Origin of the sequence: Enterobacter cloacae complex sp. ECL72 (assembly GCF_019056635.1) — a bacterium.
GTDB classification, from domain to species: Bacteria; Pseudomonadota; Gammaproteobacteria; order Enterobacterales; family Enterobacteriaceae; genus Enterobacter; species Enterobacter hormaechei_C.
The window spans coordinates 2,829,141-2,841,649 of sequence record NZ_CP077659.1; the positions used below are offsets into that span (position 1 = coordinate 2,829,141).

A 12,509-nucleotide genomic window follows, 5' to 3' on the forward strand; every position below is an offset into this window, starting at 1 on the left:
ATGGCCGGGCATTGTGCCTGATCCATTCGGTGAATGAAACGCTGTTTTTTACCTCAATGGCGTAAGTATAGTCAATCTCTGTTTACAATTTCGCCAGAACAGGTTCATTCACCACAGGATTTACCCTTCTTTGACTTCAGTTTACGCAATCAGTTTCCCTTGCGGGCCAGAATGTCTGACCCCGTTCCGCCATCTGCAATAATTCGTCACACGGAGTAAACCGTGGACCGTATTGCGAGGCCAGACGTTGCAGGATCGCAACCACTTCACCCGCCCCGAGGGTATCCATATACCGGAACGGGCCGCCAAGGAATGGCGGAAAACCGATACCAAACACGGCGCCGATGTCGCCGTCGCGCGCGCTTTTGATAACCTGCTCACCAAAGCAGCGCGCCGCTTCATTGAGCATCATCATCACACAGCGCTCAGCACACTGAACCGCCGACAGTTTTCCCTGCCCCGTAACAGGAATAAGCGCATAAACTGAAGGGTCGATCTGTTTCTTGCTTTTACGCCCTTTCGCGGCGTAAAGATAGAAACCGCGTTCATTTTTTCTGCCTTTGCGATCGTCCTTCAAAATTGCAGAAACAACGTTTGCAGGCGGCGCAAAACGATCGCCATAAGCCGCTTCCAGCACAGGGATAATTTTAGTCCCCGTATCAATTCCTACCTCATCCAAAAGTTGGATTGGGCCGACGGGGAAACCAAACTTCACCAGAGCGTCATCGACGTGCTCAATTTTCTCCCCTTCCGTCAGCAACCGCATCGCTTCGTTAATGTAAGGCGCCAGAATGCGGTTGACGTAGAAGCCGGCTTTGTCCGCGACCACAATCGGGGTTTTGCCCTGTTTTTTCGCCAGTTTCACCACGGTGGCAATAGTTTGCGGGCTGGTTGTGGCATGTGGAATAACCTCCACCAGCGGCATTTTTTCGACAGGGCTGAAATAGTGCAGCCCTATCACCTGCTCCGGGCGCACGGCTTTCGCCGCGATGTCGCCGATCGGCAAAGACGAGGTGTTTGACGCGAAAATGGTGTGCGGCGCGCAATGCTGTTCAACGTCCGCCACCATCTGCTGCTTAAGGGCGAGATCTTCGAACACGGCTTCAATCACCAGATCGCGGTGTGCAAACCCACTGTAGTCGGTGGCGCCAGTGATCATCGCGAGGGTTTTATCACGCTCACTGGCCTTGATATGGCGGCGTTTCACTTTGCGATCAAGGTTCTGCCAGCTGTACTGCAACGCGTGGTTGATACCCTTAGGGTTGATATCTTTGATACGTACGGGCAATTTGCCTTTGCTGGCGGTGACAAATGCGATGCCGCCGCCCATCAGCCCACCACCCAGAACGCCAACGGCGCGCAGCGGAGCCGGTTCAGCTTCACTGCCCGGATCTTTTTTAACCTCCGTGCTGGCAAAGAAAATGCCGCGCAGCGCCTGCGACTGCGGCGTCATCGCCAGCTCGCCAAAGGCTTTCGCTTCCGCAGCATAACCGCTGCTGCTGCCCTGCGATAAACCGGTTTCAATCACCTTCAGAATGCGCGTCGCTGCCGGATAGTTCCCTTTGGTTTTTTGCTCGGTTTTTTTACCCACCATATTGAACAGCAGCGTGCGCCCCAGCGGCCCGGCGAGGATACGCTCGCGCACCGGCAGAGGGCGTTTCGCCTGACGACCTTTCAGCGCCCGCTCAACAGCGGCTTCAAGCAAGATGGCGTGCGGAACGACCTCATCAACCAGACCCGCCTTTAACGCCTGACGGGCGCGCAGCTGTTTACCGGTTAAAATCATCTCCAGCGCCGTACTGACGCCCACCAGACGCGGCAGGCGCTGCGTGCCCCCTGAACCGGGCAGCAATCCAAGCTGAACCTCCGGCAGTCCGAGTACCGTTTTCGCATCGTCGGTACAAATGCGGCTGTGACAGGCCAGCGCCAGCTCAAGCCCACCGCCCAGGCAGGCCCCGTGGATCGCAGCGACAACGGGTATCGACAGCGCATGGATCTCCGCCATTACCTGCTGCCCCTGACGCGCCAGGTCTTCTGCTTCCTGAGCGCTTTTCGCCCGGGCAATCATGTTGATATCGGCCCCGGCAATAAAGTTATCCGGCTTTGCCGAGATAAATACCAGGCCACGTATCGCTTTGTTTTCGCGGATCTGTCTGAGCATCGCACGCACCTGAACGCCGAACTCGGCCTTCAGGGTGTTCATCTTTTCGTCGGGTACATCAATGGTGATAACAGCCACGTTATCAAGGCGAACAGCCAGATTAAATGCAGATGTCGTTTCCATTATTCAGCCTCCAGAACCATTGCTGCACCCAGGCCGCCCGCCGCACAGGCGGTAACGAGACCAAAACCGCCGCCGCGGCGACGCAGCTCATGCAAAGTCTGAGTTATCATTCTCGCGCCGGTCGCCGCAAACGGATGACCGTAGGCAATAGAGCCACCCAGCACGTTGAATTTACTCTGATCCACTTCGCCTGTGGCATGCGTACGGCCCAGCACGTCGCGGGCAAAACGTTCGCTCGCCATAAGCTGCACGTTTGCCAGCGTTTGTGCGGCAAAGGCTTCATGCATATCAATCAGCGTGAGATCGGAGAGCGTCAGCCCTGCGCGGTCCAGCGCCAGCGGCGTGGACCAGGCCGGACCGAGCAGCATGTCCTGCCAGACATCAATGGCGGTAAAGGCGTAGCTACGCAAATAGCCCAGCGGTGTGATGCCAAGCTCTTTCGCCCGGGATTCCGTCATCAGGATCACGGCGGCGGCACCGTCCGTCAGTGGCGTACTGTTCGCCGCCGTAACGGTGCCATGTTTACGATCAAACGCCGGGCGCAGTTTTGCGTAATCCTCCAGCGTCGAGGTGCCACGGATATTGTTATCTTCCACCAGCGGTTCGCGGAAAGGCGGGATGTAAGCCGTCATCACCTCGTCGGCAAGTTTGCCTTCCGACCAGGCTTTCGCAGCGAGCTGATGCGAGCGATGCGCCAGTGCATCCTGCTGTTCGCGGGTAATACCGTAGGTTTTTGCCATCTGCTCGGCAGTGTCGCCCATACGCAGGCCGGTGGAGTATTCAGCAACGGCAGGTGGCACGGGCATGAGGTCGCGCAGACGTAAACGCGAGAAGAGTTTGAGCTTCGCACCGGTGGTCCGGGCTTTGTTGGCATCCACGAGGATGCGGGCCAGCTGTTTGCTGACGCCGATGGGCAGTACGGATGAGGAATCCGCGCCGCCGGCGATCCCCGCGCGAATGGTCCCCGCCATCAGGCTTTCCGCCACGTTCGCCACCGCCTGGAAACTGGTGGCGCAGGCGCGGCTGACGCTGTATGCGTCGGTGTGAACATTCATGCCGGTGCCCAGCACGATTTCACGTGCGATATTGGGCGCTTCCGGCATTTGCACCACCTGGCCGAAAACCAGTTGCTCAATAACCTCTGGCGGGATCTCGCTGCGAGCCAGCATCTCCCCCACCACCATTTTTCCCAGATCGACAGCCGGTATACCGTGAAACGCGGTTGCCTGACGCGCAAACGGCGTACGTAACCCGCTGACAATGGCAATGCGGTCACCGTGTCGGGTGATAAGCGGTAATGCCTGACTCATAACACTCCCCTGTAAAAAAATTTTGCGCACACATTAAGTGGTCTGACCTGATAATAGTCTTAACTATTTTTTTACATTGAGCCAATCGGGGAAGCGAAAAATTGCGAGCTAAGGCACAGAGAAGAAAAAGAAAATGCCCCTGCATGGCAGAGGCATTTATGCGGTTTGTTGCCGGGTTGCGGCGTTGCCTTACCCGGCCTACACGATCGTAAGCCCGTGCAAAAAGTATTAACGCAGGCCCAGCTGGAAGATCAGCGTTTCTGCTTCGCAGGCGAACACAAAGTCGATATCCAGCCGCACGCCGCCTTCCACTTCCGTGAAGGTGGATTTGATTTCACACGGATCAGATTCGACTTCACGCGCGCGCTGGCCCAGCGCGGCCAGCGTCTCTTCCGCTTCAGCGCGGTTAGGGAATACGCGGCTGTAAGAGGCGGTGCAATCGGTGTTGTCCATAATGGTGCCAACATCCATACAGCAGCAAACCGGGGTTTCATCAGCACTGCATTTACTCATAGCTCAATTTCCTCTGTATTCGCGCAGGGCGCGAGATAAACACGATGCGTCTATTTTACGCCCCCGGACGAGCCCCCTCCAGCCGTTAATGGCGCAAAATCGGATAAGTGAGCAATATCACACTAAAAAATGATCTAAAACAAAATTCCCCTTTTCAGAGGAATCGCACTGGTCACAATTTTGCCAACCAGATCTCGTTTCAAGAAACATATCTGAAAATATTAATAAACAAACTTGCAACATCCCAGCTGGTCAGACCTATACTCTCGCCACTGGTCTGATTTGTAAGTCATACCTCAGACCCTACACTTCGCGCTCCTGTTACGGTATGTAACAATTATTGAATAAAAATAACTCAATGAGGTTATGGTCATGAGCCAGAAAACCCTGTTCAAACAAACTGCTTTAGCAGTTGCAGTGGCAATCGTCTCAACGTCCGCCTGGTCAGCGGGCTTCCAGTTAAACGAATTTTCTTCCTCTGGCCTTGGCCGTGCGTATTCCGGGGAAGGTGCGATTGCCGATGACGCAGGCAACGCGAGTCGTAACCCGGCACTGATCATGATGTTTGATCGCCCTACCTTCTCTGCCGGTGCGGTTTACATCGATCCTGATGTCAACATTTCTGGCAAATCTCAGTTCACCGGCGCAGATCTGAAGGCGGATAACATTGCGCCGACCGCGTGGGTGCCTAACCTGCACTTTGTTGCGCCAATCAATGAACAGTTTGGTTGGGGTGCCTCTGTCACCTCTAACTATGGCCTGGCAACGGAGTTCAATAACAACTATCCGGCCGGGGAATACGGCGGTAAAACCGACCTGACGACCCTGAACCTCAACCTGAGCGGCGCATATCGTCTGAACGATAACTGGAGCTTTGGTCTGGGCTTTGATGCTGTCTACGCCGATGCAAAAATCGAGCGTTACTCCGGGGAGCAAACTGCTGCACTGCCGAAAAACAGCAATAAAATTGCCAGCCTGAAAGGTGATGAATGGGGTTACGGCTGGAACGCCGGTATCCTGTATGAACTGGATAAAAACAACCGCTGGGGTCTGACCTATCGCTCAGAAGTGAAAATTGATTTCGATGGCGATTACAAAAGCGGCATCCTGAGCCCAGTCAACGGTATGGTCCCAGGCGCGGGCACCACCATTCCATGGGGTACCTCGAATCAAACCGTACCGGGTTCACTGTCGCTGCATCTGCCAGAAATGTGGGAAGTGTCAGGTTATAACCGCGTTGCGCCGCAGTGGGCAATTCACTACAGCCTCGCGTATACCAGCTGGAGCCAGTTCGAGGAGCTTAAAGCCACCGGCAGCAACGGCCAGACGCTGTTCTATAAAGACGAAAGCTTCCACGATGCTTACCGTATCGCGCTTGGTACGACCTATTATATGGATGACAACTGGACGTTCCGTACCGGCGTGGCATTTGATGACAGCCCGGTACCGGCCGATAAACGTTCTATCTCCATTCCGGATCAGGACCGTTTCTGGGTGAGTGCGGGGGCAACCTACGCGTTCAACGAGAATGCCTCTATCGACGCGGGCGTGTCGTACATGCATGGCCAGAAGGTGACCTTCCAGGAAGGCCCGTACGAGTTTTCCTCTGAAGGTAAAGCCTGGCTGTTTGGTACCAACTTCAACTACGCGTTCTAATCCCAACACGATTAAAAAAGGTGAGCATTGCTCACCTTTTTTTTATTCCGAATCGATATCTTTTAATTCGTTCTCGATGGCTTTCGCGTTCGGATTATCTTCCGGCTTCAGCTTACCGCCGTTGGCAATAAAGTCATGGTTCTGGAAGTAGGCCTCGCGCACCATGATGTACGGATCGGAAGACTGACGCAGCAGACCATCAGAATCCAGCAGTTGCGCACGCGTTTCAATTCCTTCCACGGTCCATTTACCAATCGACAGCGGCCAGGTGAGCCATGACAGTACAGGATACAGCGTATCCACCATGTCGCCGCCATCATCACGCACGGTAAAGCTGCCGTAGAATGGCAGGTGCACATACGGACCATAACCTACGCCATAATGACCCAGCGTGCTGCCGAAACGGTGCGGCTGTTCACGCTGTAATTTCGGGTTCGCCATGCCTGCGACATCAATTAAGCCGCCCATACCCAGCAGGGAGTTCAGGAAGAAGCGGGTGAAATGCACCATCCCCTGATACGGGTCGCCCTGAAGGAAGTAGTTGACCATAACCGCTGGCTCTTCCAGGTTACTGGTAAAGTTGCTCAGCCCGTTACGCGCCGGCTGCGGAACATAGTCACGCCATGCCACGGCAACCGGACGAACCAGATATGGATCCAGCACATTATAGTTAAAGCTGTACATTGAACGGTTAAATCCTTCGAGAGGATCGGAGCGTCCCGTTTGCTCGCCAGAGCTGGCGCAGCCCACAAGCATTGTTACGCCCAGCGCAAGCGCCGACAGCCGAAGCTTCATAAATTTCTCCCTGTTCAATATGGCTATCGTTGAATGCCATCTGTGACGGAGCCGGTGATGCTCCGCCTGAAACGTGCAAGTGATTGTAACAGCACTCTTACCGATGTCTACGAGGACAATGTCGACCCGCTCGCGTCATCACGCTAATTTCAGCATAGCCTGTCTTTCGGAATTCGTTTCGCTGGCAATTTTATATTGGCTTTGAAAGAGATGTCTCACCTTTATTGCCATTTTCAGCAATTTAAGAGCATCCCCACGGGGAAAGCGCTAAAAGCCGCTACGCTTAAATGAGCAATTACCCCGAAGGAGCTGTTATGAAAGACATTAGCGAAGAGAAAATTGGTGAAAGCAAAGAGGAACATGAGATTGAAAGCGAGGAGAAAGACCGGGGAGAAGAGATAGAAGTCGATGAAGAGCGCCTGCCGTCGCGCGCCATGGCTATTCATGAGCATATTCGCCAGGACGGGGAAAAAGAGATGGAGCGCGACGCGATGGCCCTGCTGTGGTCAGCCATTGCAGCCGGTCTGTCGATGGGTGCCTCTCTGCTCGCCAAAGGGATATTTCACGTTCAGCTGGAAGGCGTACCGGGCGGGTTTTTGCTTGAAAATTTAGGCTACACGTTCGGCTTTATTATCGTCATTATGGCGCGACAGCAGCTTTTTACGGAGAATACCGTCACTGCCGTACTGCCCGTCATGCAAAATCCGACCCTCGGTAATTTCGGTTTACTGATGCGCCTGTGGAGCGTCGTGCTGCTGGGGAACCTGATCGGTACGGGCATAGCCGCCTGGGCATTCGAGTATATGCCAATATTTGATGAACCGACCCGCGACGCATTTGTGAAAATTGGCATGGATGTGATGAAAAACACGCCGGTTGAAATGTTCTCTAATGCCATAATTTCCGGCTGGATCATCGCCACTATGGTCTGGATGTTCCCGTCAGCGGGTAGCGCGAAAATCGTGGTAATTATCCTGATGACCTGGCTTATCGCACTCGCCGATACCACACACATTGTTGTCGGAACTGTTGAAATCCTTTATCTGGTATTTAACGGCACACTCCACTGGAGCGACTTTTTCTGGCCGTTCGCCCTGCCTACCCTCGCAGGCAACATTTGTGGCGGGACCTTTATCTTTGCGCTGCTGAGCCATGCGCAAATCCGTAACGACATGTCCAACAAGCGTAAGGCCGAGCTTAAGGCTCAGGAAAAAAAGGATAAAACTGCCGAAAAATCGGCGTGAACGGTGACTCTTTGACCAGTCAGGCGGCAATGCGCTTAACGAAAAGTGTAAATAACGCTATACTCTTGCCGCTTCGTCCCCTTAGTTAAATGGATATAACGAGCCCCTCCTAAGGGCTAGTTGCAGGTTCGATTCCTGCAGGGGACACTTCTGTCTTTCCTTACGCCCCCTTCCAAAGCTCCACGCAGTTTCGGCCACGCCGTTTCGCGCCGTATAAGGCTTCATCCGCCGCCTGAATCAATCGCTCGTAATCGGGATGCCCGTTGAACATCGCAACGCCTATCGAGAGGGAGAGCGGGATAATATCGCCGGTTGGGGAGTTAACCTTGATTTTTTCCACCCGCCTGCGGATACGCTCGGCAATTCGCAGCGCGTCCACCTCTGAGATTTCCGTTAGCACAATCAGAAATTCATCGCCGCCGTAGCGAAAAACGTAATCACAGGTTCGCACGTTGTCGTAGAACGCGCCGGAGACTTTTCGCAGGATCTCGTCCCCGGTATTGTGCCCCCAGGTATCGTTGATTTGTTTAAATTTGTCGACGTCAATCAGCAGCGTCGAGAGCTTTGTTCCCGCCCGGGTGGCGTGCAGGATTTCGCGTTTGAAGATGGTTGGCAGGAAACGGCGATTCAACAGGCGGGTCAGGACATCAACCCCCACCTCGTGTCGCGACACTTCGTCAAACAGTTCGCGCAAAAGCGTGATGATTTGCGAGAGGGTATTACGCATTCGCTGCAAGAATTTATCCCGCTGCGCTTTATCACTCAGACCCTGCCCTGCAAGACGGACCTCGTTAAAAAGGTCATCGAATTCCTGAATCAGACGAGAGATATGACCGGCCTCAGCGATGCCGCTGAAATAGTGCCGACCTTTATGGCTAAACCACAGTCCAAATTCAGACTGCCCCAGCGGCAGACTGTTGCCGATACTGGAATTAAGCGTGATCTTATACAGAAGCACCATTTCCCATGACAGCAGCGCCGCGGTCTGTCTCTCCTTCTCCTCTTCTGCGTTCTCCATTAAGGAAAAGATGCGATAATTTTCGTCCTCTTTCGCCGCATTGTTCTCGCTAAATACATAGGCCCGCGACATCACTTCCATGGCCAGATCGATACTGTTTATCGCGTAGTGATAAATATGCAGCTTCACCTCAGGCGAATGGGCGCTGGTAGTAATGACAGGTAACAGCAGCTTTTTCAGAACACGGAAGCCCATTTCAACTAAATCAACCGAAATACCAATACGGGCATGAACATCCGCAGCGCGCTGCTGCGCCCGCATCTGCTCTTCAACCTGCTCCACACGGCATGAGAGCACATCAATAAGCCAGCGACGAAGCGCCTCCTGAAGCTGCCTCTCCACCTGTTCGGTGGTCAGGAATTCAGCTGCCGATGGATCTGCCAGCACAACACGATAGAATTCAGCGACCAGTGGCATTGCATTATCCCTGGCAAGCTCAGTCGCAAGCCGATGCACATCGGGATCGGTTTCATTAATCAGCTTCACCCACTCTTCTTTCACCGTTTGCAGGTAGGTTTCCATGGTCTGCACCTTCAGGAGACATGCGGGAACGCAGATTTAACAATAGCAAAATCAAACCACTCCGCAATTGCCGCTTTTTTAAACAAAAACGAGTGATAGCTCATAATGTATAACGGTGCTACATTATGCCGCCCACCCAAGTCAGCAATGGCCAGGCAACGTCGTAAAGAACGGTAAAGCCTGCAACCATGACCTCGTCCTACGGTCTCAATGGCACGTGGTATCGCGAAGTCTGCGCTACCTTCACAGGCTTCACATAGGTTCCACTATTTTGTCTCAATCCAAATTTCAGCGGGCGTTTCTGCACCCGCGCTACTGGTTTACATGGTTCGGCCTTGGCGTGCTTTGGCTGCTGGTTCAACTTCCATATCCCGTGATCCGTTTCCTGGGTTCTAAGCTCGGCAGCGCATCGCGTTACTTTCTTAAGCGCCGTGAATCCATTGCCCGAAAAAATCTCGAACTTTGCTTTCCGCATTACAATGCCCAGCAGCGCGAAACGCTGATTGCGGAAAACTTTAAATCTATCGGTATGGCGCTGCTTGAAACCGGTATGGCCTGGTTCTGGCCAGATGAGCGTGTCCGTAAATGGTTTGACGTGGAAGGCCTGGATAACCTGAAACGTGCCCAGATGCAAAACCGCGGCGTGATGGTTGTGGGTGTGCATTTTATGTCGCTTGAGCTGGGCGGCCGCGTTATGGGTCTTTGTCAGCCGATGATGGCAACCTATCGCCCGCATAACAGCGCGCTGATGGAATGGGTACAAACGCGGGGCCGCATGCGTTCAAATAAGGCGATGATCAGCCGTAACAATCTGCGCGGTATGGTTGGCGCCCTGAAAAAAGGGGAAGCCGTCTGGTTTGCCCCGGACCAGGACTACGGTCCTAAAGGCAGCAGTTTTGCCCCTTTCTTTGCGGTTAAAGATGTCGCTACGACGAACGGTACCTTTGTGATTTCACGTCTCTCAGGCGCCGCGATGTTGACGGTGACCATGGTCAGAAAAGCGGATAAGTCAGGCTATCGTCTGCATATCTCCCCAGAGATGGCGAACTATCCTGAAGATGAGAGTGAAGCCGCGACCTTTATCAATAAGGTGATTGAGTTTGAGATTATGCGTGCACCTGAGCAGTATCTGTGGATGCACCGCCGCTTTAAAACCCGTCCCCTGGGCGAAGCCTCACTCTATATCTGACCCCTGCCGAAGGTTAGTTTCGCTAAGAAACTAACCTTTTCAAACACCTGTAATCGCAGTGCGTAACGGCTTTTTTCGACCGTCGCTCAAAAGGCATTTATTGCGTACCGAAATCAAACTGTCGCCGTTCCACGACACTCGTAAGTGTAGGAAATTATTTAAAAAAATGCCTCTTGTCACTCCTGAAATTTAGGCGTACATTAGCGCCGTCTGGCGACAGGAAAGCACAGAATTCAGAGCTGAAGTTAGCGACGTCACGGGATAATTCCGATTTCCCCTTTCGCATGATTTCAACTCTCTATACTCAGTTGGACTCTGTTTTTTTAATGCGTACCGGAAGATACGCGGAGCGATGAAACGTGAAATATTTCTTTATGGGCATTTCGGTTATTGTTTTAGTTTGGGCCGGAACGTTTGCTCTGATGATCTAGTTAAGAAAATGCAGTCAAAAAAACAGGCGCCGTTGGCGCCTGTTTTTTTTGTTGTCCGTTACGACTCGGGTTGTTCCGCAACGCTCTTCGCTGCAAGCAGGCCATCCGCGCGGAACATGCTTTTAATGCCCCGCACTGCCTGACGGATACGGTCGCTGTTTTCAATCAGCGCGAAACGCACGTGCGTGTCACCGTAGTCACCAAAGCCAATGCCTGGAGAGACGCAAACCTTGGCGTCCTGAAGCAGTTTTTTGGCAAATTCCAGAGAACCCATCGCCGCATACGGCTCAGGGATTTTCGCCCAGACGTACATAGAGGCTTTTGGCATTTCCACCATCCAGCCTGCTTCATGAAGCCCTTTTACCAGCACATCACGGCGGCGTTTGTACTGAGCGGCAATATCGAGCACGCATTGCTGATCCCCTTCCAGCGCCGCGATGGCCGCGACCTGTAACGGCGTAAAGGTGCCATAGTCATGGTAGCTTTTAATACGCGCCAGGGCGCTCACCAGCGTTTTGTTTCCCACCATAAAACCAATTCGCCAGCCCGCCATGTTGTAGCTTTTCGACAGGGTGAAAAACTCAACCGCCACATCACGGGCACCCGGTACCTGCATAATTGACGGCGCTTTCCAGCCATCATAAACGATATCGGCGTAGGCGAGATCGTGTACCACCAGCACGTCGTAACGCTTAGCCAGCGCGACCACTCTCTCGAAGAATTCGAGTTCAACGCATTGTGCCGTTGGGTTTGACGGGAAACCGAGGATCATCATTTTCGGCTTCGGATAGCTTTCACGAATCGCCCGTTCCAGCTCGTTAAAGAAGTCGACGCCTTCCACCAGCGGGACAGAACGCACCTGCGCGCCGGCAATCACCGCCCCATAGATGTGAATGGGGTAGCTCGGATTCGGCACCAGTACGGTATCGCCGTGATCCAGCGTCGCCAGCATCAGGTGGGCCAGCCCCTCTTTGGAGCCAATGGTCACAATCGCTTCACTTTCAGGATCGATATCGACCTGATAACGATCCTGATACCAGCGGGAGATCGCCCGACGTAAGCGTGGAATGCCGCGTGAGGTGGAATACCCATGGGTATCAGGACGCTGCGCAACCGTGCAGAGTTTCTCAACGATATGCGGCGGCGTTGGGCCGTCAGGGTTACCCATACTGAAATCGATAATGTCTTCGCCGCGCCGACGCGCAGCCATTTTCAGTTCAGCAGTGATATTGAAAACATAAGGGGGGAGACGATCGATACGCGTAAAACGGCGTTCAGGACTGAATTCAGCCATAGATTCCTCAGAGTCACGTTAGCGCCCGGACCGTCCGAGCGACGCTGCCACCCGTGTGGCGTGCTTAGAAAATAACCTGAAGAAAAAGACGCTGTCGAGAGGATAACGGCAAAACAATATTTTGCGCTAAAACGGGAATGTGATTGCAGTGAAAAGCGGAACTCTTATCGCGAACAGGCAGTTTTAAGCGCTACGATTTAACACAATATTTTCAGTATCGTTACCTGACTTTTCTCCCCAAACGGAAAAGCAC

General features: G+C 53.3%; 10 protein-coding genes and 1 tRNA gene. 5 read left to right on the forward strand and 6 right to left on the reverse strand.

Annotated features, from left to right (window positions below):
• Window positions 1-136: 136 nt before the first annotated feature.
• The 3 genes from fadJ to KTH07_RS13745 form a co-directional block, all read right to left on the reverse strand.
• On the reverse strand, window positions 137-2,284 hold the full coding sequence (fadJ, locus tag KTH07_RS13735; protein WP_032634868.1) for a fatty acid oxidation complex subunit alpha FadJ: 2,148 nt from the start codon (window positions 2,282-2,284) through the stop codon (window positions 137-139).
• Window positions 2,284-3,594, reverse strand: a complete 1,311-nt coding sequence (gene fadI / locus KTH07_RS13740; protein WP_023304166.1) for an acetyl-CoA C-acyltransferase FadI — start codon at window positions 3,592-3,594, stop codon at window positions 2,284-2,286. The genes fadJ and fadI overlap by 1 nt, the downstream gene beginning before the upstream one ends.
• Before the next feature lie 228 nt (window positions 3,595-3,822).
• On the reverse strand, window positions 3,823-4,107 hold the full coding sequence (locus tag KTH07_RS13745; protein WP_017692981.1) for a YfcZ/YiiS family protein: 285 nt from the start codon (window positions 4,105-4,107) through the stop codon (window positions 3,823-3,825).
• Window positions 4,108-4,479: 372 nt separating this feature from the next.
• Between KTH07_RS13745 and fadL the strand changes: the two genes are divergently transcribed.
• Window positions 4,480-5,763, forward strand: coding sequence for a long-chain fatty acid transporter FadL (gene fadL / locus KTH07_RS13750; RefSeq protein WP_017383456.1), 1,284 nt, complete (start codon window positions 4,480-4,482; stop codon window positions 5,761-5,763).
• 42 nt (window positions 5,764-5,805) lie between these two features.
• On the opposite strand, the gene mlaA is transcribed toward fadL, so the two are convergent.
• Complete coding sequence (gene mlaA / locus KTH07_RS13755; RefSeq protein WP_003861365.1) at window positions 5,806-6,558, reverse strand: phospholipid-binding lipoprotein MlaA; 753 nt, start codon at window positions 6,556-6,558, stop codon at window positions 5,806-5,808.
• 314 nt (window positions 6,559-6,872) lie between these two features.
• Between mlaA and KTH07_RS13760 the strand changes: the two genes are divergently transcribed.
• Window positions 6,873-7,802, forward strand: coding sequence for a formate/nitrite transporter family protein (locus KTH07_RS13760; protein ID WP_015572241.1), 930 nt, complete (start codon window positions 6,873-6,875; stop codon window positions 7,800-7,802).
• Window positions 7,803-7,877: 75 nt separating this feature from the next.
• Window positions 7,878-7,949: transfer RNA gene (locus KTH07_RS13765), tRNA-Arg, on the forward strand.
• A 13-nt stretch (window positions 7,950-7,962) separates the two neighbouring features.
• On the opposite strand, the gene KTH07_RS13770 is transcribed toward KTH07_RS13765, so the two are convergent.
• The gene (locus KTH07_RS13770) at window positions 7,963-9,342 is read right to left on the reverse strand and encodes a diguanylate cyclase (RefSeq protein WP_023304167.1); all 1,380 of its coding nucleotides are present in this window, start codon (window positions 9,340-9,342) and stop codon (window positions 7,963-7,965) included.
• Window positions 9,343-9,610: 268 nt separating this feature from the next.
• On the opposite strand from KTH07_RS13770, the gene lpxP reads away from it, so the two are divergent.
• Both lpxP and ypdK read left to right on the forward strand, forming a co-directional pair.
• Window positions 9,611-10,531, forward strand: a complete 921-nt coding sequence (gene lpxP, locus KTH07_RS13775) for a kdo(2)-lipid IV(A) palmitoleoyltransferase (protein WP_026080619.1) — start codon at window positions 9,611-9,613, stop codon at window positions 10,529-10,531.
• Between the two features lie 359 nt (window positions 10,532-10,890).
• Window positions 10,891-10,962: a membrane protein YpdK gene (gene ypdK, locus KTH07_RS13780; protein ID WP_099458937.1), complete on the forward strand. Its 72-nt coding sequence runs from the start codon at window positions 10,891-10,893 to the stop codon at window positions 10,960-10,962.
• A 58-nt stretch (window positions 10,963-11,020) separates the two neighbouring features.
• Here ypdK and alaC read toward each other — a convergent pair whose 3' ends face one another.
• The gene (gene alaC, locus KTH07_RS13785) at window positions 11,021-12,256 is read right to left on the reverse strand and encodes an alanine transaminase (protein ID WP_023304168.1); all 1,236 of its coding nucleotides are present in this window, start codon (window positions 12,254-12,256) and stop codon (window positions 11,021-11,023) included.
• Between the last annotated feature and the right edge of the window lie 253 nt (window positions 12,257-12,509).